Source organism: Sphingomicrobium marinum, assembly GCF_026157105.1.
GTDB classification, from domain to species: Bacteria; Pseudomonadota; Alphaproteobacteria; order Sphingomonadales; family Sphingomonadaceae; genus Sphingomicrobium; species Sphingomicrobium marinum.
The window spans coordinates 675,538-698,848 of sequence record NZ_JANPVQ010000001.1 but is presented as its reverse complement, the minus strand read 5'-3'; the positions used below and the strand labels follow the sequence as shown (position 1 = coordinate 698,848).

The following is a 23,311-nucleotide window of genomic DNA, read 5'->3' as shown; positions in this document are numbered from 1 at the left end:
CCGCGCCGCCGACCATCATCGGCAATGTTTGCGTTACCAGATGGCCCCTGATGGAACCCTGGGTCAGTTTCGCTTTGTGGGAGGAAGAGGAGGCCATGTGCGGGCCCAAGCGTTAGGCGCGGTGTTTCGTTCCGGCAAGCGGCAAGGCCCGCATGATGCCAGGCCGTCTAATCGTCATAGACGATGCGGATTTTCTCCGCCGCGGCGACCGCCAGTTGCCGCGCCCGGCGGATGCCGCCCTGGCTGACCCGCGCCAGAGCCACGCCCATGCGGCGGTTCGGCCGCGTCACGGGCTTGCCGAAAATGCGGACATCGACATGCGCGCTATCGGGCTGCTCGAGCGCTTCGGCCAGCCCTTCGAAGGCAAACTCCTCGGCATCGCGATCGGCGAGGATCACCGCGCTCGCGCTCGTGCCGTTGGCTTCGACCAGCGACACTGGCAGTCCGAGGATGGCGCGCGCGTGCAGGTCGAATTCGCTCAACTCCTGACTGACCAGCGTGACCATACCGGTGTCATGCGGTCGCGGGCTGAGCTCGGAAAAGATCACGTCACCCCCGCGCACGAAAAATTCGACCCCGAAGACACCATGGCCGCCTAGTGCCTTCACGATCTTTCGTGCGGTCTGTTCCATCTTGGTCAGCACTGCGACCGACACGTCTGCCGGTTGCCAGCTTTCGCGATAATCGCCGTTTTCCTGCCGATGGCCGATGGGCGGGCAAAAGGTGATGCCGTCCTTGTGCGAGACCGTCAGCAGCGTGATTTCATAGTCGAAATGGATGAAGCCTTCGACGATCACGCGGACCCGGTCGCCGCGCATACCGCTCGTGGCATATTCCCACGCGCCTTCCAGTTCGGCCTCGTTCTGCGCCGTCGACTGACCCTTGCCCGATGACGACATGACCGGCTTCACCACCACCGGGAAGCCGACTTCTTCGGCGCCTTTTCGCAGCTCTTCGAGGCTTTCGGCATAGCGATAGGGCGAGGTCTCGATGCCCAGGTCATCGCTCGCGAGATCGCGAATGGCATCGCGGTTCATCGTCATCTGCGCGGCTTTCGCCGTCGGTACCACGACCACTTCGAGCTGCTTTTCCAGCTTGGCCAGCGTTTCGGTGCGGATCGCCTCGATCTCGGGCACGATATAATCGGGCCGGTGCTTCTGCACCGCGTTCTGCAGCGCCTTGCCGTCGAGCATCGAGAACACCTCGCGATCGTCCGCGACCTGCATGGCGGGCGCGCCGTCATAGCTGTCGCAGGCAACCACATGGCAGCCGAGCCGCTGGCAGCTGATGACGAATTCCTTGCCGAGCTCACCGGAGCCGAGCAGCAGGATTTTGGCGGTAGGGGTCATGCGGATGATCTTTCTATCTTCACGCGGCTTGCCATTGCGAACGCATCAAGCCACCAATGCAGCAGCAGTTTTGGGGGAACAAGATGGACGACAGCCGAGACCTTGGGCACCTGGCGAAGCGCACCTTGATCGTGCTGCTGCTCGTCGGGCTTGGGCTATTGCTGGTCCCGCTAGCTTCCACGCTGCTGCTGATCTTCGGTGCCGTCCTCATTGCTGTCCTAATCCGCGCGGCAGGCACTCCGTTCCGTATGATCGGACTATCCGACGGAATTTCGGTCCTTCTCGGCCTGTTGACGATCTTCGTAATCATCGGTTTGGCCGGCTGGCTATTCGGCGCGCAGCTGTCGGGACAGTTTGCAGCGCTGCAGGCGCAGCTGACCGAGGCCTTTCCGGTTGTCCGCGACCGCCTTTCCGAACTCCCATTGTTCGGCCAGCTCGCCTCTTCCACGCCCGACTTCCAGGGCCTCGCCGGGCAGGCCTTGGGTTTTGCCTTCGGCTTTCTGGGCCTCATCACCAACCTTGTGCTGGTGATCGTCGGCGCGGTCTATTTCGCGCTGGAGCCGCGCGTCTATGCGCACGGCACCGCCAAACTCTTTCCCAAGAGCAAGTCAGACAAGGTCATCGAAGCGATGGACGCCTCCGGCGTCGCCTTGAAGCGCTATCTTGTCGGTCAGCTCGCCACGATGACCCTGGTGGGCCTGATGGTCGGGATTGGCCTGTCGATCGTCGGCGTGCCCTCGGCCGCGGCGCTTGGCATCATGGTCGGGCTGGCGAATTTCATTCCGCTGATCGGTCCTTTCATCGGCGCCATCCCGGGGCTCATCATCGCCTTCAGCGCAACGCCCGAGCTGTTCTGGTATGCGGTCGCGGTCTATCTCGTCGCGCAGCAGATCGAGGGCAACGTGCTGACCCCGCTGGTGCAGCAGCGCGCCGTCTCCATCCCGCCGGCCTTGCTGATCTTCGCGCTCGCCGCGTTAGGCGCGCTGTTCGGGCTAATCGGCGTCGTCCTGGCCGCGCCGCTCACAGTCGTGATCTACACGCTCGTCAGCATGCTCTGGAGCCGCGATGCCCTGGGTCACGACGTAAAAGTGCCGGGCTGCCTGCCCGAGGAGACGCCAAAAGAGGAAGAGCCTGCTGCGGTATAGAAAAAGGGCCGACGCTGAACGCCGGCCCCTTCTTGTCGGTCAGGCTTGCGATCAATCGCGATCGTAAAGTTGGCCGCGGATAGCGCCGTTCGGATATTCGGCGGTGTGGATCTGGACGTAGAACATCGACGGATTGCCCTCGATCCGGTTTTCGCGCCATTCGCCGCCATCGCGGCAAGCGGTCCAGCTGCCGTCCTCGCCTTCAAGCGCCATGACGACGGGACCATTGGTGCCGCGCGCACCCATGTGGATATGGGCGCTGGTCGGAACGACGCCGCGAACCTCGTCAATCTCCCAGCAGATGCGGTCGAAATTGTCGGAAATGGTGACTTCGGCGCGGGCATAGCCGTCGGGATCGCCGCCGCCGGGCACTTCTGCGCCCACCAGATAGGCCGTATAGGTTTCGGCCAGCTGTTCGGTAACGGTTTCCTCGATTGTCGCGCAGCCAGCCAATAAGGCGCTGCTCGCCGCGATCGGCGCTAATATTTTCATTGCACGCATAACTTCTCTCCCTCTTGACCCTGGTTTCGGGGGCCAGGGGAGATAATTCATGAAATGGGTACGTCGTTCCGTCCGACCGGATTGCGGCCGGCGGCGCCTACTCCCACTCGATCGTGCCCGGCGGCTTCGAGGTGTAGTCGTACACCACGCGGTTGATGCCCTTCACTTCATTGATAATCCGCGTCGCGACGTTTTGCAGGAAAGCGCTTTCGAACGGGTAGACGTCGGCCGTCATCCCGTCGACGCTGGTGACCGCGCGCAATCCGCAAACGCTGTCGTAGGTGCGCGCATCGCCCATCACGCCGACGGTACGCACCGGCAACAGCACCGCGAAGGCTTGCCAGATGGCATCGTACAGCCCCGCATTGCGGATTTCTTCAAGATAGATGGCGTCGGCCTTGCGCAGGATATCGCACTTTTCCTTGGTAACCTCGCCCGGGATGCGGATGGCTAGCCCGGGTCCCGGAAACGGATGCCGGCCAACGAAGGCGTCGGGCAGGCCAAGCTCGCGCCCCAGCTCGCGCACCTCGTCCTTGAACAGTTCGCGCAGCGGCTCGACCAGCTCCATGTTCATGCGCTCGGGCAAGCCGCCGACATTATGGTGCGACTTGATGGTCACCGACGGCCCGCCGGTGAAGCTCACACTCTCGATCACGTCGGGATACAGCGTGCCCTGCGCCAAAAAGTCCGCGCCGCCGATATTGCCCGCTTCCTCCTCGAACACCTCGATGAAGGTCTTGCCGATGAACTTGCGCTTCATTTCAGGGTCGTCGAGCCCGGCGAGGCCGGACAGGAACAGGTCCTCGGCGTCCACATGAACGAGCGGAATGTTGTAATGCCCACGGAACAGGCCGACGACCTGTTCGGCCTCGGCCATGCGCATCAGTCCGTGATCGACGAAAACGCAGGTCAATTGGTCGCCGATCGCTTCGTGGATCAGCACCGCAGCGACCGCTGAATCGACACCACCCGACAGGCCGCAGATGACCTTGCCGTCGCCCACCTGTTCACGGATCGCCTTGATTTGCGCATCGCGATAAGCGCCCATCGTCCATTCGCCCGAACAGCCGCAGATATGCCGAACGAAATTGCTGATGAGCCGCGCCCCGTCGGGCGTATGCACGACCTCGGGGTGAAACTGCGTTCCGTAATAAGCACGCTTTTCGTCGGCAATCACGGCAAAGGGCGCGCCGTCCGACGTCGCGACGATATCGAACCCGTCGGCAAACTTCGTCACCTTGTCGCCGTGGCTCATCCACACCTGGTGGCGCTCGCCGACTTCCCACATCCCGTCGAACAAGGCGCAAGCCTTGGTCACGGTCAGGAACGCGCGGCCGAATTCGCCGCCTTCGGCGGTGCCGTGGCCGGTCTCGACCGTGCCGCCGAGCTGGTGGGTCATGACCTGCTGGCCGTAGCAGATGCCAAGGATCGGCAGCCCGCTTTCGAAAACGATGTCGGGCGCGCGCGGGCTATCGGGTTCGGGCACGCCGCGCGGGCTGCCCGACAGGATGATGCCCTTGGGCTGCAACCGCTCGAACGCTGCTTCGGCCATCGTGAATGGCGCGATTTCGCAGTAAACCCCCGCTTCGCGCACGCGCCGCGCGATCAGCTGCGTCACCTGGCTGCCGAAATCCACGATAAGGATGGTTTCGTCATGGGCCAGTTCGGTCATTATGGGTCTTTCTGCGCGCGGATGTTGTCGGAGCGATAGGAGGGCACCGCTTGCATGTCCACAGGCAGCGGCGTGCCGCGATGATTTCACCGGATCGGACCATGTTGCAGGCCAGCATTTACTATGTTGGCGCTAGCATCGCTCCATGTCCCGTATCATCCTTGCCGAAGACGATGAAGTCAGCGCTTATTTGGCGCGCGCCGCGCTTGAAAATCGTGGCCACATCGTCGGTATCCTGCCCGATGGCAGCCGCGTTCTCGAAGTCGCCGCGACAAAACAGCCCGACTTGCTGATCCTCGATGCCTCGATGCCCAACAAAAGCGGGCTTGAAGCCCTGCGCGAGGTGCGCGCCACGCTGGGCTGGTCGTTGCCGGTGCTGATGCTGACCGGCCGGACGAGCCGCGATGACGAAGCACTCGCCTACAAAGCCGGCGCCGACGATTATTTGCGCAAACCGTTCGATCCGGATGAACTTGCGATCCGCGTGGAATCGCTGCTCGGCCAGCACGCGCTGCGCATGCGCGTTTCGTAAAAGAAGAAGGGCGCGGGCACTGCATTGCAGCGCCCACGCCCTTCCTCAATCACCGCAAAGAGTGCTGATCAGCGGCGATCGATATCGAGATCGCGGATCCGGCCGTTGCGTTCGATATCGCAGTCGAACTTGATGTCCGGACGCTGCGAATAGCCGTAGCCGTTGCGATTGTAGCGATTGTACTGGGTCGCGTAGCGGCCCGACATGGCCACACCGTCGACGCTCAGCCCGTAACCCGTGCGCTTGACCTCGGTGATCCCCGCAACGCGGGCCTGGCCCTGATAGCGATTGTCGTAGCGACGATCATAACGGTCGCGGCGGTCATACCGGTCATAGCGATCGTACTGATTGTAGCGGTCATAACGATCGTTATAGGCATAACGGTTAAGCCTCTGCTCGACGGCCGCTGCGCAGCGATCGACCAGCTGGTTGTTGCTCAGCCCGTAGCGGCCGCCATAACGGTCGTACCGGTCGTTCCGGTCATAACCATAGTTGCCGTACGGATACTGTCCGTAATTGCCCGATCCCAGGACACCCCTGATGATGGTGCCGATGACGACTTCCTCGATGCTCGGCCCGTTGCGCCATTGCGCCTGCGCGGGCGTCGCGGCAAAGCCTGCCGCTGCCATGGTCGCGGCACCTATCGCGGCCAGCTTGATCTTCGTGTTTGCCATGTTGCTTCTCCTTGTCCGTGACGCCCGGCGAATCGCGAAAAAATCCACGTTTTCCGCCAGTGTTGATGCTGTTCTACCAGATAGCGACTGAGGTCATGCTGAACGCACGGGTTGGGAAATGTTCAGGATTGCACACGCAAAAAAGCGCCGACGCCATCGCGCCGACGCTTCATTGCGAAAACTCGCTGGCCTATTCGCCTTGCGGGGTCTTCAGCCCGGTGAAATGCGCCAGGAACGCCGCCACGTCGGCGGCTTCCTCGATGATCTTGTCGGTCGGCTTGCCCGAGCCATGGCCGGCGCGCGTCTCGATCCGGATCAGCAGCGGCTCGTCGCCCGGGCCGGCTTTTTCCTGCAGCATCGCGACATATTTGAAGCTGTGCCCCGGAACGACGCGATCATCGGTGTCAGCGGTCGTCACCAGCACCGCCGGATAATCGATCTGCGCCTTCACATTATGATAGGGCGAAAAGGTCAGGTTGTGTTTGAAGTCCTGCTCTTTGGCGGGGTAATTATAATCGTCGACCCAGTAGCGCCCGGCGGTAAACTGGTCGAAACGCACCATGTCCATGACGCCAACCGCCGCGTGACCCGCATCGAACAGGTCGGGGCGCTGGTTGATCGAGGCACCAACGAGCAGGCCACCGTTCGAGCGCCCTTCGATCGCCAGACCGTCGGCCGTCGTCACGCCATTGGCCTTGAGCCATTCGCCCGCCGCCGCGAAATCGTCGAACACGTTCTGCTTGTTGAAGCGCCGCCCGCCATCGTGCCACGCCTTGCCATATTCGCCGCCGCCGCGGATGTTCGCCACGGCATAGGCGCCGCCCGCATCCATCCAGGCAATCCGCGTCGGCGAAAAGCCCGGCCGCACCGAAATGTTGAAGCCGCCATAGCCGTAGAGCAGGGTCGGGACCGGCCCCGTCACGTCGGCCCGCTTCGTGATGAACATCGGGATGCGCGTGCCATCCTTGCTCGTGTAGAACACTTGTTCGGTGACATAATTGTCGGGATCGAAAGCAACTTCAGGAGCCGCCCAAACTTCGCTGGTCCCGCTGTCGATATCGTAGCGATAGATCGTCGATGGCCGTCCGAAGCTCGAGAAGCTGTAGAACGTCTCCGGCTTATCGGGAGATCCGCCAAAGCCGCCCGCGCTGCCGATGCCCGGCAGGTCAACCGTGCGCAGCATCGTGCCATTCATGTCGTAGATGCGCGCTTCCGATTTCACATCGACCAGATACTGCGCGATCAATCGGCCGCCGACATGATCGGCATCGATCAACACCGCCTGATCTTCGGGGATCACCCACGTGCGGGCCAGCTCGGGATCGTCGATGTCGACCTTGAAGATACCGCCGCGCTGGGCATCGCGATTGGTCTGGAAAAAGAAGGTCGAGCCGTCATTGCCGACATAGCTGGTTTCGTAATCCACGCCCGGTTCGATCACGACCGCCTTCATCCGGTGAGTGGCGAGATCGATGACGGCGGTTTCCCAACCATCGGTTCCGGTGGAGGACGAGGTGATCAGGTAGCGCCCGTCATCCGAAACGGTCGCGGTGTTGTTGAGATCAGGATTGTCGGGCCGCGCAAAGACCAGCTGGTCATCATCCTGGCTCGTACCCAGCCGGTGGAAATAGACCGCCTGGTTGGTGTTGAGCCCGATGAACTTGCCGCCCTCCTCGCTCGCGGGGAAACGGCTGTAGTAAAAGCCCGACCCGTCCTTAGCCCAATCGAGGCTGGAGAACTTCACCCACTCGATCGTGTCGTCCAGGATCTCGCCCGTCGCGACGTCGAGGACTTTGAGTGTGCGCCAGTCGGACCCGCCATCCTGGATCGCGTAGAGCAGCTTGCTGCCATCCTCGCTCGGTACATATTCGGCCAGTGCGGTCGCCCCGTCATCGCTCCATGTATTGGGATCAATTAGCACCCGCTCATCGCCATCGAGCCCGCGGCGGACATAGAGCACCGATTGCGGCTGCAGCCCGTCATTCTTGGAATAGAAATACTCGCCCTCGCGGCTGGTCGGCACGCCGATGCGCTCGTAATCATAAAGCGCGGTCATCCGCTCCTTGAACCACTGCGTCCCCGGCAGCGCGTCAAGGAACGCGCCCGAAACCTCGTTTTGCGCGTCGACCCACTGGGCGACCTCGGCGTCCTCGCGCACGTCATTTTCGAGCCAGCGATACGGATCGGCGACGGTCACACCGTGGATCGTCTCGACGACGTCGCCCTTGCGCGTCTGCGGATATACGATGCCGATCATGTCGCCATCGGCCTGCACCAGGTCCGCAGCGGGCTCGGCGTCGGGCGCGTGCGCGGTAGTCTTTGCGCTTGCCAATGGATCACCATCCGGCAGTTGCGATGCAGGCTCGATGCGTTGCTCGACACAGGCAGCGGTGCTCAGGAGGGAAAGGACTACAGCGGAACGGACGATACGCATGCGAATTACTCCAATCTTCAATGAATTGAAGACGATGTGGCGCAGGTGCAGTGCGCTTGTCCACCCAGTCGATCGTGGCGATCAGACGCGCCGCGCACATGTGGTGATCATGCAACAAGACCAAAATTAAAGTGAGAGATTGATCCAATGCAACTTGTCCGTTTCGGACCCATGCGCAAGGCTGTCCGCCAACGGGCTGGGGGGTGTGCCGTCTCCTCGCACCTTTGAAAAGGCGGATGGCCCGACCGCCGTGTGAGGAGTATCTCATGCGCAAACTGTATCTTTCGAGCGCCGCCATTGGCGCGATTGCCCTTTCGACTGCCCTTGCCACCCCTGCGGCGGCCGAAGATTGCTTGCTGGATATAAATGGTAACGGATTGCTGGACGGCACCGGGGGCGCCGTGAGCTTGGGTGACGACACCGCGCTTGCCTGCAGCACCGATGCCAAGGCCGAAGACAATCACACCGTTGCGATCGGCTATCAAGCACAGGCCGGGGACGACACCGATTTCGACCGCACGGGGCAGATCGGCGCCAGCGCCATCGGCAGCCTCGCGCAGGCCACCCACGGCGGCACCACCGCGCTCGGCTACCAGGCCGGCGCCACCGCGACGAGCGCCACCTCGATCGGCGCCTTCAGCGACGCCACCGCCATCTTCGCCGTTGCCATGGGCTATTCGGCGCAGGCCACCAGTGATCAATCGATCGCCATCGGCGGTTTCGCGGCGGCTAGCGGCAGCAGCGGCATCGCGATCGGCGCCAACTCGTCAGCCGGCAGCGATGGTGCCACCGCCGTCGGTAACGTCGCGCTAGCAGGCGGTCCGAATAGTTCGGCGATGGGTAACGGCGCAGTCGCGAGCGGTGCAAGTGGCACCGCAATTGGCTCGCTCACCAGCGCGGTCGGCACAGGGAGCACCGCGCTCGGCGCTAGCGCCAACGCTTCAGCCGATGCGGCAACGGCCGTAGGTGAGGGCGCACAAGCGACATCGAGACGATCTGTTGCCCTCGGCGCTGGAGCCGACGCTGGTGCGATCGGTGCAATCGCCATTGGCGCAGATGGAGGCGATATCGACACGGACGGAGCTTTTGCCACGGCGACGAATGCGGTTGCGGTCGGTTCGGACGCGCAAGCGAGCGGTGTATCTTCCGTTGCGCTAGGCACCGGCGCACAGAGCCTCGGAAACGGCGCAGTCTCGCTCGGCGACAATGCCAGTACCGGCAGTGATGCCTCGATCGCCATTGGCCAGAATGCTAGCGCGACCGGCTTTAACGGTCCGGGGCCGATCACTGCCATTGCCATCGGCATGAACGCGTCTGCCGGCGATGCGGGACTAGCCGTCGGCGAAAGCGCCAGCGCAACCATGGATGGCGCGGCGATAGGACGAAATGCGACGGCCTTCATCGGCGGCACAGCGGTCGGCAACGGCGCATCGGCTTCGGTCGATTTCAGCACTGCCGTGGGCTACGGCGCCTCAACGACGGCCTTCAACTCGGTAGCGCTTGGTGCAAGCTCGGTAGCGACGGAAGCCAACACGGTATCGGTCGGCAGCGTCGGCAGCGAACGCCGTATCACCAACGTCGATGCGCCCCTCAACGCCACGGATGCTGCCAACAAAGCCTACGTCGATGCGGTTGCCTCCAATGTCGCAACGATCGAGGCCACCACCGACTATATCGACATCAATTCGGACGGTCCCGTCGCAAGTGCGACAGGCACCGACGCCATCGCCATTGGCGAATCTTCGAACGCGTCGGGCGAATCAGGTGTCGCCATCGGTTTGGGTAGCGCCGCTGGTTTCGTATCGGTTGCGATCGGGGGCGATGGCGATCTCAACGGCACGGGCGCAACCGCCGTCGGCGGGGCCATCGCGATTGGCGGCGATAGCGCAGCAAGCGGTTTCGATGCCATCGCGATCGGTCACTTCACCACCGTGACTGGCGAACAAGCGACAGCTGTCGGGTATCTCTCGCAAGCAGCCGGCCAATTCGCAGCCGCGCTCGGTTCTAACGCCAGCGCAGGTGGTCAGCAGTCGCTTGCGGCCGGCAACAACGCCAGCGCCAGCGGGACGCGGTCCGTCGCTCTTGGTGACGGTGCAGCCGCTTCCTCACAACTCGCAACCGCGCTCGGCACCAGCGCCAACGCAGGCGGCGGCTTCTCCGTAGCGCTTGGGTCAAATAGCAACGCGGTGCTTGAGGGCGCTTCGGCACTCGGCGAAAGCGCCAATGCCAGCGGGCTCTATGCCACGGCCCTGGGCGCGCAGGCCGGAGCGCAGGGCGAACGCTCTATCGCTATCGGCAGCGACACGGTGAATGATGCTGACAATGTCGGTGCCAACGCTATCGGATCGCTTTCGATTGCCATCGGTGCCGATGCAGTCGCTAATGACACCTCGTCAATGGCGCTCGGCTTCCTCGCCAATTCAAGCGGGGGCGGCTCGCTTGCCGTCGGTGCTAACACGACCGCCAACGGCAGCAGCAGCGTCAGCATCGGCCAGCTGGCGTCTGCGCAAGGCAACAACACCGTAGCGCTCGGCCGCTCGGCGGAAGCGTCGGCAGGCAACGCTATCGCCATCGGCCTTGCTGCACAGGCAGTCGCGCTGAACTCGGTTGCGGTGGGTTTTGCTTCCGATGCAGGTGGCGAAGGTTCGTCCGCCTTCGGCCTCGACGCCGACGCGACCGGCACTCGGTCGAGCGCAATCGGCTACTCGTCGCGGGCTACAGGCAAAGGCGGCATCGCCATTGGCGGTGACAGTGTCGAGACCGATGCCTTTGCCGACGCAAATAATTTGGGCGCTCAGGCGAGCGGTGAATATGCCCTCGCGCTGGGCGTCGACACCAATGCCAGCGGCGCGCGTTCGACAGCGCTTGCCATTGGGGCTTCGGCATCGGGCACCGAATCGACCGTTATCGGCTTCCTTGCCTCGGCAACCGGCGCGGAAGGGCTGGCGCTCGGCCGCCGCACCGAAGCGACCGTCTTCCGCGCCACCGCGATCGGCTCTTCGGCCAAGGCCACCGGCGTGAATTCGATGTCGATCGGCCGCGGCTCGATTGCCAGCGCTACCAATGCCACCGCCATCGGCGAAGTCGCGCAGGCGACCAACATCGCGGCGGTGGCTGTGGGCTCCAACGCCCAGTCGGGCGGCGAAGGCTCCACGGCCGTGGGGCGAAGCGCAGTCGTTACGCGCAGCCAAAGTACTGCGATTGGCTTCCAGGCCAACGTCACGCACGCGGTGTCGACCGCCATCGGCGCCAACGCCACAACCACGCGCGACAAGCAGGTCATGATCGGCGGCGCGGGCAGCTCGGTGGCGATCGGTGATATCGATGCCTCCACCGCCGCGCAGGTCGGCCCTGTCGATGTCGTGACCGTCGATGCCAACGGCACGCTGGGTCGCGGTGCAGCAGCGTCGGCGGCGTCGGTCGACCGGATGAGCCTCGCCTTCCAGGGCACCATGCTCGCGCACGAAGCCGATCTCGCCGCGCTCGATCAGCGTGTCGCCTTCCTCGAAGGCGAGCTTGACGGGATCGATGGCGGCATCGCTGCGGCGGCCGCGCTCGCTCCGATCGTCGCGCTTCCGGACCAGCCGCTGGTGCTCAATATCGGCGCAGCCTCGCATGGGGGCCAGCAGGGCGTCGCAGGCACCATCGGCGGCCGCCTGTCGGACCGCATCGGGCTAGGCGCGGGTGTCGCCGCCAATACCGGCGACGGCAAGGTCACCGCGAAGGTCGGCGTCTCGATCGGCCTCTGACGACAAAGAAAAAGGGCGCCGCAGGTGATCCCCGCGGCGCCCTTTACTTATCCGAAGTCGCGAGCCTTAGGCGTCCGCTTCTTCGTCCATTTCCACCGGACCCGAATCCTGGCCCTTGGCATCGACGTCGCGATCGACGAATTCGATGATCGCCATCTGCGCCGCGTCCGACTTGCGGATGCCCGCCTTGATCACGCGGCAATAGCCGCCGTCACGGTCCTTGTAGCGCTCGGCGAGCACTTCGAAGAGCTTCTTTTCCTGCGTCTCGTCCATGATCTTGCCATGCGCGAGGCGGCGGTTGGAAAGGCCACCCTTCTTGGCAAGGGTCACCAGCTTCTCGGTGTAGGGACGCAGTTCCTTCGCCTTGGCGAGCGTGGTCTTGATCTGCTCATGCTTGATCAGCGCCGCGCTCATGTTGCGCAAAAGCGCCGCACGATGGGTCGAAGTCCGCTGCAATTTACGATGGCCAACACGATGGCGCATAATCTTTTCCTTCAGTTCGTGGCGGGGCCGTGTGAGGTACCCCGTCCCAGGCGGCGATAAAGGGGCGCCGCCCATACCCCATTTGGCGTGTTAGCCGAGCAGTTCCTGCTCCAGCTTCTTCGCCATCTCTTCAATGTTCTCCGGCGGCCAGCCCGGGATTTCCATGCCAAGGCGCAGGCCCATCGAGGCAAGGACTTCCTTGATCTCGTTGAGGCTCTTGCGGCCGAAGTTCGGCGTGCGGAGCATCTCGGCTTCGGTCTTCTGCACGAGATCGCCAATATAGATGATATTGTCGTTCTTGAGGCAGTTGGCGCTGCGCACCGAAAGTTCCAGCTCGTCCACCTTCTTGAGGAGGTAACGGTTGAGCTGGTTGGTGTCCTGGCCACCTTCCGCGCCGCCCTGCTGCGGGGCCGGCGCCGGCGCGATCGCGCTGTCGTCGAAGTGGACGAACAGCTGGAGCTGGTCTTGGAGGATGCGCGCGGCATAGGCCGCCGCGTCTTCCGGGGTCACCGTGCCATCGGTTTCGATGGTGAGCGAGAGCTTGTCGTAATCGAGCTCCTGCCCGACGCGGGTGTTCTCGACCTTGTAGGCGACCTGCTTGATCGGCGAGAACAGGCTGTCGACGGGGATGAGGCCGATCGGCGCATCGGCCGGACGGTTCATCGCTGCCGGGACATAGCCCGAGCCGACGTCAGCAGTCAGTTCCATGTTGAGCGTCGCGCCTTCGTCGAGATGGCAGATGACGAGATCGGGGTTGGTGACTTCGATGTCACCGGTGACCGCGATCTGGCCCGCGGTGACTTCACCCGGACCCGTCGCCGAAAGCTGCAGCCGCTTGGGGCCTTCGCCTTCCATCTTGAGTGCGATCTGCTTCACGTTGATGACGATATCGGTCACGTCCTCGCGCACACCGGCGAGCGAGGAAAATTCATGCAGCACGCCTTCGATCTTGATCGAGGTGACGGCGGCACCCTGCAGGCTGGACAGAAGCACGCGGCGCAGCGAGTTGCCCAGCGTCATGCCAAAGCCGCGCTCGAGCGGTTCGGCGACGAAGGTAGCTTTGCGCTTCGCATCGGTCCCGGGCTTGCGCTCCAGACCGTTGGGCTTCTTGAGTTCCTGCCAGTTTTTCGCGTTGATCGACATAGGTTTCCTTACCTTGGTGGCGGGGCGTCCCCCGCCGTGATGTCTCTAACTTTTCAGACCAACAAGGCCGACGTTTGGCCCTGCTGGCGGATATCAGCGCTTAGACGCGGCGACGCTTGGACGGACGAACACCGTTGTGCGGAATCGGCGTCACGTCGCGGATCGAGGTGATGGTGAAACCCACCGCCTGCAGCGCGCGCAGCGCGCTTTCGCGACCCGAACCGGGGCCCTTCACTTCGACTTCCAGCGTGCGAACACCATGTTCCTGCGCCTTCTTGCCGGCATCTTCGGCGGCAACCTGCGCGGCATAGGGGGTCGACTTGCGCGAGCCCTTGAAGCCCATCATGCCGGCGCTCGACCAGCTGATCGCATTGCCCTGCGCATCGGTGATGGTGATCATGGTGTTGTTGAACGAGGCGTTCACATGCGCGACGCCAGCCGTGATATTTTTACGTTCCCGGCGACGAACGCGTTGCGGTTCACGTGCCATAATAAAGAAATCCTTCTAAAAAAGCTGAAGCGGCGGAGCGCTTACTTCTTCTTGCCAGCGATCGGCTTGGCCTTGCCCTTGCGGGTGCGCGCATTGGTGTGCGTGCGCTGGCCACGAACCGGCAGGCCCTTGCGATGACGCAGGCCGCGGTAGCAGGCGAGATCCATCAGGCGCTTGATGTTCATCGCGTGTTCGCGACGAAGATCGCCTTCGACGGTATGATCCGCGTCGATCGTCTCACGGATGTGCAGGATTTCCTGGTCCGTCAGGTCCGAAACGCGGGTTTCCGGCTTGATCTTCAGCTTCTTGGTGATTTCCTTGGCGGTCGTGTGACCGATGCCATGGATGTACGTCAGCGCGATTTCAACGCGCTTGTTGGTCGGGATGTTTACCCCGGCAATACGTGCCATAAAACAAAGTCTCCTCGGCTCCACAGGGCGTCCGGCACAATGTGGCAGCCCCATCTCAAAGCGTTGCCCCGTTTCAAACGCAAAAAGGCGGACGCAAAGCTGCGCCGCCGGTTCCACGTCCGTCGGGATGCGCGCTATCTAGGTTTGCCCTCCTGAAGAGTCAACACCTTGGCGGGTGCATTTTGCCCAAAATCCGCTAGTGCAGTGCGGATGAGCCGTTCACCTTATACCTTACTCGATACCGCAGTGGCGCCGGGCAAGCAGGCCCTCATCGAAATTCCCGTCGCGCGCAGCGTCGCGGGACAGATGCAAATGCTCCCCGTCCACGTCTTCCATGGCAAGTCGGATGGTCCCGTGCTGGCGATCAGCGCCGCGATCCATGGCGACGAAATCAGCGGGGTCGAAATCGCGCGGCGACTGGCGCGCAAGGTCAAGGCATCGAAACTTGCCGGCACCCTGCTGATCGTGCCCGTCGTCAACCTCTTCGGGTTCGTCGCGGGTAGCCGCTATCTGCCCGATCGCCGCGATCTTAACCGCAGCTTTCCCGGGCGCGAGCAGGGCCCACTCGCCAGCCGGCTGGCCTATCTCTTTCGCACCGAAGTGCTCGAACGCGCCGATTTCGCCATCGACCTGCATTCGGCCGCGATCCACCGCTACAATCTGCCGCAGATCCGGGTGAGCCCGGATGCCAAACGCGCGGTGGAACTGGCGCGCGCTTTCTCCCCGCCGATCGTCATCCACTCCCCGCTGCGGGAAAATTCGCTGCGTGCGCTGGCGATGGAAGCGGGCGTGGAAATGCTGCTCTATGAGGCTGGCGAGGCGCTACGCCTCGACAGTTTTTCGACCCGCATCGGCGTCAACGGCATCCTGCGCACGATGGAAGCGATGGGCATGCTCGAACTCAAGCCGCGCAAGCGCTCGATCCTGCCCCCCCTCGAAGCGACGCGCTCGATGTGGGTGCGTGCGCCGCGCGCGGGAATGGTGGCGCTCCGGGTCGCTTCGGGATCGAGGGTCGAGCGCAACGAACTGCTGGGCAAGATTGCCGATCCGGTGCGCAGCGACGAATCCGCGATCCTGTCGCCCATCAGCGGCCTGGTAATCGGCGACAGTCGCCACGGCGTCGCCAATCGCGGCGATGCACTGCTCCACATCGCCCAGCTCGGCGAAGATGAAGGCGAACTCGATCCCGAAACCGAGGAACGCCTCTCGGGCGTCATGCTCGACGAGCACGAAATTGTCTGAGGCTTGCCTGCCCGGCCCGAGACGTTAAGGCATTTCACATGCAGCGGCTGACCCTCGACACGCCCATTCCTGACAACTTGCGCGGCGCGGTGATCGCGCTGGGCAATTTCGACGGCTTCCATTTCGGGCACCAGGCGGTGGTGGGCCGCGCCATCGCGCGGGCGGCGCACGAACGGCGCCCGGCGATCGTCGCGACCTTCGATCCGCATCCGGTGCGCCACTTTCGCCCCGATGCCCCGCCCTTTCGGCTGACCACGATCGACCAGCGCGAGGAATTGTTCGCGCATGCCGGCGCGGACGCGATGTTCGTGTTCCGCTTCGATGGCGCGCTCGCCTCGATGAGCGCGGAAGACTTCATCAAGGTCATGCTGGCCGATCGGCTCGGTGCCGCAGCCGTGGTCACCGGCGAAGACTTCACCTTCGGCAACGGCCGCGGCGGCAATGCCGATGTGCTGCGCGAAGAAGGCGCCCAGCACGGCATCGACGCCGAAGCAGTCGCGCCCGTCGCGCTCGAAGACGCCACCGTTTCCTCCAGCCGCATTCGCGAAGCCTTGCAGGCGGGCGATCCGCATACGGCGACGCGCCTCCTCACCCGCCCCTTTGCGGTGCGCGGGGCCATCATTCATGGCGACAAGCGCGGTCGTGAGCTTGGCTGGCCGACCGCCAATATGGATATGGGCAGCTATGTGCGCCCGGCCTACGGCATCTACGCGGTGCGCGTGACGCTTCCCGACGGCAGCGAACATGACGGCGTCGCCAACCTTGGTGTGCGACCCATGTTCGATCCGCCCAAGGAGCTGCTCGAAACCTATATTTTCGACTGGGAAGGCGACCTCTACGACCAGGAGATCGAGGTCGCGCTGATGCATTATATCCGCCCCGAAGCCGCCTTCCACGATATCGACGCGCTCAAGCGCCAGATCGCCGAAGATGAAGCCGAAGCGCGACGATTGCTTGCAGCAGGGGCCACCACCCCTTAAGGCCGCCCGAATGTCCGACAAGCCGAACTATAAAGACACGGTCTTCCTGCCCAAGACCGATTTTCCCATGAAGGCCGGTCTCCCGCAGAAGGAGCCGAAGATCCTCGAGCAGTGGGAAAAGGACGATATTTACCGGCAGCTTCGCGAAAGCCGTAAAGGGCGCGAGAAATTCATCCTTCATGATGGCCCGCCATATGCCAATGGCGACATCCATATCGGCCATGCGCTCAACAAGACGCTGAAGGATATGGTGGTGCGCTCGCAGTCGCTGCTCGGCAAGGACGTGCCCTACGTGCCCGGCTGGGACTGCCACGGGCTGCCGATCGAGTGGAAGATCGAAGAGCTCTACCGCAAGAAGAAGCGCGACAAGAATGCCGTCGCGCCGAAGGAATTTCGCGCCGAGTGCCGCGCTTATGCGCAAAAATGGGTCGACACGCAGACGGGCCAGTTCCGCCGCCTCGGCAATATCGGCGACTATGACCGCCCGTACCTCACCATGCGTCCAGAGGCCGAAGCCCAGATCGTCGCCGAGCTGTTCAAGTTCGCCGAGACAGGCCAGCTCTATCGCGGCGCGCGCCCGGTCATGTGGAGCCCGGTCGAGGAAACCGCATTGGCCGAGGCCGAGGTCGAATATGAGGACCTGACCGACAGCCCGCAGATCGATGTCGCGTTCGAGATTGTCGAGAGCCCGGTTCCTGAGCTGGTCGGCGCGCACGCGGTAATCTGGACAACGACGCCGTGGACCATCCCGGTCAATCAGGCTTTGGCATATGGGCCGGAGGTTCAGTACGACCTACTTGAGCTGACAGCTCACGTGGATGCTCCAGGTATTACCGGAAAACGCATTCTCATTGCGAATGATTTGATCGAAGAATTTAGCCGTCGGCTTGATCGGTATGTTCGTTCGCTACCGTCCGCAGAGGGTTGGGATCGTGAATCCCCCATCGTTGAGATCGATGACTTCTTGTTTGATACGGCGGAGCATGATGGCGGTTTCCTGCATGTTAGGGGCAAAGACCTCGCCGGCACCGTCGCCCGCCACCCCATGCATCATCTTGGCGGCTTCTATGCCCGCCCGCGCCCCTTCCTTGCAGGCGACTTCGTCACCACCGACAGCGGCACCGGGCTCGTCCATATGGCGCCCGATCATGGCGAGGACGATTTCGATCTGTGCAAGGCCAATGGCCTCAACCCCGAATTCGCGGTTATGGCCGACGGGCGCTATCGCGACGATTGGGAATGGCTCGGCGGGGACGATGAGCGCCGCCGCAGCGTCATCAACAAGCCCTTCAACTCGCCCGACGGCCCGATCTGCTCGGACCTGCGCGATGCGGGCGCATTGCTGTCGGCCAGCGCCGATTATGCGCACAGCTACCCGCATAGCTGGCGGTCGAAGGCCAAGGTCATCTACCGCTGCACCCCGCAATGGTTCATCGCGATCGATAAGCACCTCCACCATCTCGACCCCAAGACGCCCGCGGAGGAGCGATGGGAAGACGAAGGTGGCGAGACCAACGATAACGGCCATGTCGTCGACGACTTCCCGACGCTGCGCGAAGTGGCATTGGACGAGATCGACCGCGTGCGCTTCGTCCCCGAAAAGGGCCGCCGTCGTATCCAGTCGATGGTCGAAGGCCGCCCCGACTGGCTGATCAGCCGCCAGCGCGCCTGGGGCGTGCCCATCGCTTTGTTCGTCGAGAAGAAGACGGGCGAACTGCTGGTCGACAAGGCGGTCAACGAACGCATCGTCGCGGCGATGCGCGAAGAGGGCGTCGATGCCTGGGACGAAGCGCGCGCCGGCGAATTTCTCGGCGAAGGTCGCAACCCCGACGATTACGAGATGGTCACCGACATTCTCGACGTCTGGTTCGACAGTGGCAGCACGCACGCTTTCGTGCTGGAAATCGGCGACTGGCCCGAACAGCGCTGGCCCGCCGATCTTTATCTCGAAGGGTCTGACCAGCATCGCGGCTGGTTCCAGTCCTCGCTGCTCGAAAGCTGCGGCACCCGCGGCCGCGCGCCTTATGAGGCCGTGCTTACCCACGGTTTCAGCATGGATGCCAAGGGCAAGAAGATGTCGAAGAGCCTCGGCAACACGGTCGATCCGCTCAAGGTCATGGAGACCTATGGCGCGGATATCATCCGCCTGTGGGCGCTTTCGGTCGACTATACCGAGGATCACCGCATCGGTGACGAGATCCTGAAAGGCGTCGCCGACCAGTATCGCCGCCTGCGCAACACCTTCCGTTACCTGCTCGGCGCGCTCGACGGCTTCACCGATGCTGAAAAGGTCGAACATGGCGAAATGCCCGAGCTCGAGCGCTACATGCTCGACCGCCTCAAGCGGCTCGATACGAAGCTGCGCCATGCGATCGAGGATTTCGACTATAACAGCTACACGCGCGCGCTGGTCGATTTCGCGAACGAGGATCTGAGCGCCTTCTTCTTCGATATCCGCAAGGACTGCCTCTATTGCGACGATCCCGAAGGGCTGAAGCGCAAGAGCTACCGCACCGTCCTCGACGTGCTGTTCCACGCGATGGTGCGCTATGCCGCGCCGGTGCTGGTGTTCACCAGCGAAGAAGCCTGGGGCCACCGCTTCCCCGATCGCGGCAGCGTGCACTTGCTGGAGCTGGAAGACATGCCGGAAGCGTGGCTGGACGATGCGCTTGCCGAGCGGTTCGAGGGCCTTCGCATGCTGCGCGAAAAGGTGACCGAGGCGATCGAACCCTATCGCAAGGAAAAGACGATCCGGTCCAGCCTCGCCGCCGAAGTAAGCGTGCCGAGCGACGAGGATGCGGACTTCCTCGCGGAGCTGTTCATCACCTCGACAGTGACGAAATCCGATGAGGTCAGCGTGACCGTTACCGACAATGCAAAATGCGGCCGCTGCTGGCGCCACCTTCCCGAAGTGAAAGAAGACGGCGACCTGTGCGATCGCTGCGCGGAGGTCGTCGAATGACCCTGCGTGCGGCGTATCTGTTCGCCATTTTCATCTTCGTTGCCGACCAGGTCACCAAGTGGATGATCATCAATCCGATCGACCTCTACAACGTACGCAATATCGAGCTGCTGCCCATCTTCGATCTCACGTGGGTCGAAAATCGCGGCATCTCGATGGGACTGTTACAGGCAGACAGCGAGCTTGGGCGCTGGCTGCTGACCGGCGCGACGGCGCTGATCGCGGCGGGTGTCGGCTACTGGATAACCAAGGAAGAGCATCGCTGGGACCGCATCGGGCTCGCGATGATTCTGGGCGGGGCGCTGGGAAATATCGTCGATCGGGTGCGATTTGGCTATGTGGTCGACTTTCTCGACCTGCATTTCGGCACGTTTCGTCCCTTTTTCGTCTTCAACATTGCCGACGCAGCGATTAGCGTAGGCGTCGTTATATTATTGATCCGGGCCTTTTTCTTCGCGAGCGGCCCCAAGGAGAATGAACATGCATAAGGCCCTGATCCTGTTGGCTCCGCTGGCGCTGGCCGCCTGCGGCAGCGGCGGCTCGCTCGATGAATTTGCCGTGCAGCGCAATGCGCCACTGGTGATCCCGCCCGATTACACGCTGACGCCGCCCGCGGCAGGGACCGTGTCCTCGAGCGCGCAGTCGAGCCAGGCGCAGGCGATCGAAGCGCTGTTTGGCGGCGCGGCACCGCGCGCGGCCAGCGAACGCGCCGTGATTGACGCGGCCGGTGAAGGCGGCGGCACGATCGGCACGCGCAGCCAGGCCGGTGATCCGCAGACCCGCGTCGTCGACAAGGGCGCCGACACCTCGACGATCATTACCGCGCCGGAAAGCGACTCGCAGACGTCGTCGAGCGACGCGCCGCAATAATAGAAGAGCTAATTGGGGGCTAAGGCATGGCGCAGGACGGAATCCAGACGAAGCTGGTCGATCTCGAAAGCCAGCTCGATCGCGCGAAAAAGCGGCTGGAAGACGGGCTCGACCTGGTCAACCAGGCACAGACCGCGCTTGCCGATATCCAGAGCCAGGTCTTGGGTTCGCCCACATCGGTGAGCCAGGAAGACAGCGACGAAGCCGCCAGCCAGATGCTCACCAGCCTGAAGGCGCAGGGCAACGAGATGCCCGAAACGCTGTGCGACGGGCGCATGGCGGTCGACCCGATGCAGCGCCTCATCCGCATCGACGGCAATCCCATCGGCATTACCGAGATGGAATATCGCGTGCTCGAACTGCTCGCTTATGCGCGCAACAATGTCGTCACGCGCAACATGCTCTTAAAGCACCTCTATCGCCGTGCCGACGACCAGCCGCAGCCCAAGATTATCGACGTCTTCATCTCCAAGCTGCGCAAGAAATTGCGCTCGGCCTCGGGCGGTGCGGAATTCATCGAAACCATCCCGCAGCGCGGCTGGATCCTGCGCGATGCGGACAGCCTCGAAAATTAAGTCCGCCGCGTAACGTTTCGTTTACCATCGCGCTTTAGGCCGGAAGCATGATCAGCTTCCTAACCACCGAGCCGCGTGCCCCGTTGCACGATCCTTACACCGAAGCACTCGACCGCCTGGGCGCGCTGCGCGCCAGTGTCGAGGCGATCGACCCGGACAGTCTGGAAGTACGCGATATGCCCGGTCAGGTGCCGAGCGCATCGGTAGCCGACAAGCTGGCCTATGCAGAGGCGATGGAAGCCGCGGCCCGCGACGGTCTGGCCGCGATAACGCTCGCCGCGCGCGTCGACGGCAAGCGCGCCACTACGCTGGCCGACAGCCTGCGCGCCACCGGTGTCGACCTGCACCGCATCCTCAGCCTGTAAGGCCTAGTTCTTTTCCTTTGGTGTCGCGGGATCCGCGCCCCATTCCGCCCAGCTGCCATCGTACAGCCGCGTGTCGCGATTGCCGAGCAGGCGCGCTGCAAAGATCAGCCCGCACGCGGTGACGCCCGATCCGCAGGTAGCCGTAAACGGCTTTTCGGGATCAACGCCGGCTTCCTCGAATGCGCGTGCCAGCGCGGCACCCGTCTTATAGGTGCCATCCTCTTCGTAGAGCGATGCATAAGGGACGTTCTTGGCCCCCGGAATGTGTCCCGCCGCCATGCCCTCACGCGGTTCGGGGGTGCTGCCCTTGAACCGCTCGCTGCCGCGTGCATCGACGATCAGACGGCTGGCCATCACCTCCTGCTTGTCGACTACCTTTGCGCCTTCCACAGCATCGAACGTGGTCGGGACGATCACGGGCTTCCCGCTTTCGATCGCGCGGCGTTCGCGCTGCCATTTGGGCAGCCCGCCGTCGAGGATGGCGACGTTCTGCGCGCCATAATGGCGTAGTGTGAACCAGCCGCGCGCCGCGCTGTGAAACGGGCTTGCGTCATAGACGACGATGCGGTCATCGCGCTTGAGCCCGAGCGCCCCGAGCATGGGCCCTGCTTGCGAGGCGGGCGGCAACATGTGCGGCGCCAATTTTTCGGGATCGGCGATCTCTTTGATGTCCATAAAGACGGCGCCCGGAATGTGCGCTTCGAGAAATTCGGCGCGCGCATCACGCTCGCTGGTGGGCAGGTGAAAGCTTGCATCGACGATCTTGAGATCGGGTTCGCCCAGATGTTCGGCCAGCCACTTGGTGGTCACCAATTCGTCCATCGCCGCCTTCCCTTGATGGTTTGCCCATCGTGGCGCGCCTGCCCGCAAACGTCAAAGGGGAAGCGCGGCGATACCGGGCTTCCCCTCAGTTCGTTCATGCGGGTGACTATCAGTTTTGCGCCTCAAGCTCCGACCCGAGTTTCAGGACCTCGTCGCCATCTTCCTGCTTGATCAGGTAGGCGGGATTATCTTCGCTGCCGTCGCGCGTCACCTCATTGCCCTGCAGCGTGCGCGTGACCTCGCGTTCGAAGCGTTCTTCGATCTGGCCCTTGGCGGTGCCATTGCCCCAATCCCATTTGACGTGCTGGTTGGTCTGGAAACTGTTAGAATTGCTCATGATTTTCTCCTTTGCTTCCTAGAATGCGTGGGATCGGGCGCACGTTCCGCGCGGTGCGGCCAGAGGAGGCCGCGCAAAGACCGGATATTTGCTTGCACCGCGCGCGCTGCTAGAGCGCCGCCCATGGAACCCAAATTTCTCGGCCAGGACAGCCCGCTACCCGCATCGCCCGAGGAGGCAGCGCTAGACTATGTCGCCAACCCGCGAGCGGGTGAGCTTTACCTGGTGCGCTTCACCGCGCCCGAATTTACGTCGCTCTGCCCGGTCACCGCGCAGCCCGATTTCGCGCATCTCGTGATCGACTATGCGCCGGGCGACACCATCGTCGAATCGAAGAGCCTCAAGCTCTTCCTCGGCAGCTTTCGCAACCACCGGGCCTTCCACGAAGATTGCACGGTGGGCATCGGCAAACGGCTCGCCGACGAGATGAAGCCCAAGTGGCTGCGTATCGGCGGCTATTGGTATCCGCGTGGCGGCATTCCGATCGACGTATTCTGGCAAACGGGCGCGCCGCCTGAAGGATTGTGGCTGCCCGACCAAGGCGTCGCGGGCTATCGTGGCCGGGGCTGAGGCAAG

22 protein-coding genes are annotated in these 23,311 nt (G+C 63.0%); 11 read left to right on the top strand and 11 right to left on the bottom strand.

Going from position 1 to position 23,311, the window contains the following annotated elements:
* Positions 1–167 precede the first annotated feature (167 nt).
* Positions 168–1,349, bottom strand: a complete 1,182-nt coding sequence (purT, locus tag NUX07_RS03515) for a formate-dependent phosphoribosylglycinamide formyltransferase (protein ID WP_265528872.1) — start codon at positions 1,347–1,349, stop codon at positions 168–170.
* 56 nt (positions 1,350–1,405) lie between these two features.
* Between purT and NUX07_RS03510 the strand changes: the two genes are divergently transcribed.
* The gene (locus tag NUX07_RS03510) at positions 1,406–2,494 is read left to right on the top strand and encodes an AI-2E family transporter (protein ID WP_265528871.1); all 1,089 of its coding nucleotides are present in this window, start codon (positions 1,406–1,408) and stop codon (positions 2,492–2,494) included.
* Between the two features lie 51 nt (positions 2,495–2,545).
* On the opposite strand, the gene NUX07_RS03505 is transcribed toward NUX07_RS03510, so the two are convergent.
* Together NUX07_RS03505 and guaA are read right to left on the bottom strand one after the other, a co-directional pair.
* Entirely contained in the window at positions 2,546–2,995 is a 450-nt protein-coding gene (locus NUX07_RS03505) for a CHRD domain-containing protein (protein ID WP_265528869.1), read from the bottom strand.
* 97 nt (positions 2,996–3,092) lie between these two features.
* Positions 3,093–4,667 carry a glutamine-hydrolyzing GMP synthase gene (guaA, locus tag NUX07_RS03500; RefSeq protein ID WP_265528867.1) on the bottom strand — a complete coding sequence of 525 codons (1,575 nt, stop codon included), beginning with the start codon at positions 4,665–4,667 and terminating at the stop codon, positions 3,093–3,095.
* A gap of 145 nt (positions 4,668–4,812) precedes the next feature.
* On the opposite strand from guaA, the gene NUX07_RS03495 reads away from it, so the two are divergent.
* On the top strand, positions 4,813–5,199 hold the full coding sequence (locus tag NUX07_RS03495) for a response regulator transcription factor (protein WP_265528865.1): 387 nt from the start codon (positions 4,813–4,815) through the stop codon (positions 5,197–5,199).
* A 68-nt stretch (positions 5,200–5,267) separates the two neighbouring features.
* On the opposite strand, the gene NUX07_RS03490 is transcribed toward NUX07_RS03495, so the two are convergent.
* Together NUX07_RS03490 and NUX07_RS03485 are read right to left on the bottom strand one after the other, a co-directional pair.
* Positions 5,268–5,873, bottom strand: a complete 606-nt coding sequence (locus NUX07_RS03490; protein WP_265528863.1) for a hypothetical protein — start codon at positions 5,871–5,873, stop codon at positions 5,268–5,270.
* Positions 5,874–6,063: 190 nt separating this feature from the next.
* The gene (locus NUX07_RS03485) at positions 6,064–8,130 is read right to left on the bottom strand and encodes a prolyl oligopeptidase family serine peptidase (RefSeq protein WP_265530734.1); all 2,067 of its coding nucleotides are present in this window, start codon (positions 8,128–8,130) and stop codon (positions 6,064–6,066) included.
* Between the two features lie 443 nt (positions 8,131–8,573).
* Between NUX07_RS03485 and NUX07_RS03480 the strand changes: the two genes are divergently transcribed.
* Positions 8,574–12,056: a hypothetical protein gene (locus NUX07_RS03480; protein ID WP_265528862.1), complete on the top strand. Its 3,483-nt coding sequence runs from the start codon at positions 8,574–8,576 to the stop codon at positions 12,054–12,056.
* Positions 12,057–12,122: 66 nt separating this feature from the next.
* On the opposite strand, the gene rplQ is transcribed toward NUX07_RS03480, so the two are convergent.
* The 4 genes from rplQ to rpsM form a co-directional block, all read right to left on the bottom strand.
* Entirely contained in the window at positions 12,123–12,539 is a 417-nt protein-coding gene (gene rplQ / locus NUX07_RS03475) for a 50S ribosomal protein L17 (protein ID WP_265528860.1), read from the bottom strand.
* Positions 12,540–12,629: 90 nt separating this feature from the next.
* The gene (locus NUX07_RS03470; RefSeq protein WP_265528859.1) at positions 12,630–13,682 is read right to left on the bottom strand and encodes a DNA-directed RNA polymerase subunit alpha; all 1,053 of its coding nucleotides are present in this window, start codon (positions 13,680–13,682) and stop codon (positions 12,630–12,632) included.
* Positions 13,683–13,782: 100 nt separating this feature from the next.
* Positions 13,783–14,172, bottom strand: a complete 390-nt coding sequence (gene rpsK / locus NUX07_RS03465; RefSeq protein WP_244382323.1) for a 30S ribosomal protein S11 — start codon at positions 14,170–14,172, stop codon at positions 13,783–13,785.
* 41 nt (positions 14,173–14,213) lie between these two features.
* Positions 14,214–14,582, bottom strand: coding sequence for a 30S ribosomal protein S13 (gene rpsM / locus NUX07_RS03460; protein ID WP_265528857.1), 369 nt, complete (start codon positions 14,580–14,582; stop codon positions 14,214–14,216).
* 210 nt (positions 14,583–14,792) lie between these two features.
* Here rpsM and NUX07_RS03455 point away from each other — a divergent pair, with 210 nt between their 5' ends.
* From NUX07_RS03455 to NUX07_RS03425, 7 genes are read left to right on the top strand one after another with little or no spacing between them, the layout of a single operon-like run.
* Positions 14,793–15,824 carry a succinylglutamate desuccinylase/aspartoacylase family protein gene (locus NUX07_RS03455; RefSeq protein WP_265528855.1) on the top strand — a complete coding sequence of 344 codons (1,032 nt, stop codon included), beginning with the start codon at positions 14,793–14,795 and terminating at the stop codon, positions 15,822–15,824.
* A 38-nt stretch (positions 15,825–15,862) separates the two neighbouring features.
* Positions 15,863–16,804: a bifunctional riboflavin kinase/FAD synthetase gene (locus NUX07_RS03450; protein WP_265528853.1), complete on the top strand. Its 942-nt coding sequence runs from the start codon at positions 15,863–15,865 to the stop codon at positions 16,802–16,804.
* A 10-nt stretch (positions 16,805–16,814) separates the two neighbouring features.
* On the top strand, positions 16,815–19,766 hold the full coding sequence (ileS, locus tag NUX07_RS03445; protein WP_265528852.1) for an isoleucine--tRNA ligase: 2,952 nt from the start codon (positions 16,815–16,817) through the stop codon (positions 19,764–19,766).
* Positions 19,763–20,254, top strand: a complete 492-nt coding sequence (gene lspA, locus NUX07_RS03440; protein ID WP_265528850.1) for a signal peptidase II — start codon at positions 19,763–19,765, stop codon at positions 20,252–20,254. The genes ileS and lspA overlap by 4 nt, the downstream gene beginning before the upstream one ends.
* Positions 20,247–20,636 (top strand): DUF3035 domain-containing protein, encoded by a 390-nt coding sequence (locus tag NUX07_RS03435; RefSeq protein WP_265528849.1) that lies wholly within the window; start codon positions 20,247–20,249, stop codon positions 20,634–20,636. Before lspA ends, NUX07_RS03435 begins: the two co-directional genes overlap by 8 nt.
* 26 nt (positions 20,637–20,662) lie before the next feature.
* Positions 20,663–21,211 (top strand): winged helix-turn-helix domain-containing protein, encoded by a 549-nt coding sequence (locus NUX07_RS03430; RefSeq protein WP_265528847.1) that lies wholly within the window; start codon positions 20,663–20,665, stop codon positions 21,209–21,211.
* Positions 21,212–21,258: 47 nt separating this feature from the next.
* The gene (locus tag NUX07_RS03425; protein WP_265528846.1) at positions 21,259–21,576 is read left to right on the top strand and encodes a hypothetical protein; all 318 of its coding nucleotides are present in this window, start codon (positions 21,259–21,261) and stop codon (positions 21,574–21,576) included.
* 3 nt (positions 21,577–21,579) lie between these two features.
* Here NUX07_RS03425 and NUX07_RS03420 read toward each other — a convergent pair whose 3' ends face one another.
* Positions 21,580–22,398 carry a sulfurtransferase gene (locus NUX07_RS03420; RefSeq protein ID WP_265528844.1) on the bottom strand — a complete coding sequence of 273 codons (819 nt, stop codon included), beginning with the start codon at positions 22,396–22,398 and terminating at the stop codon, positions 21,580–21,582.
* Positions 22,399–22,507: 109 nt separating this feature from the next.
* Positions 22,508–22,735 carry a hypervirulence associated TUDOR domain-containing protein gene (locus NUX07_RS03415; RefSeq protein ID WP_265528843.1) on the bottom strand — a complete coding sequence of 76 codons (228 nt, stop codon included), beginning with the start codon at positions 22,733–22,735 and terminating at the stop codon, positions 22,508–22,510.
* 123 nt (positions 22,736–22,858) lie between these two features.
* On the opposite strand from NUX07_RS03415, the gene queF reads away from it, so the two are divergent.
* Positions 22,859–23,305 (top strand): preQ(1) synthase, encoded by a 447-nt coding sequence (queF, locus tag NUX07_RS03410; protein ID WP_265528841.1) that lies wholly within the window; start codon positions 22,859–22,861, stop codon positions 23,303–23,305.
* Positions 23,306–23,311 lie beyond the last annotated feature (6 nt).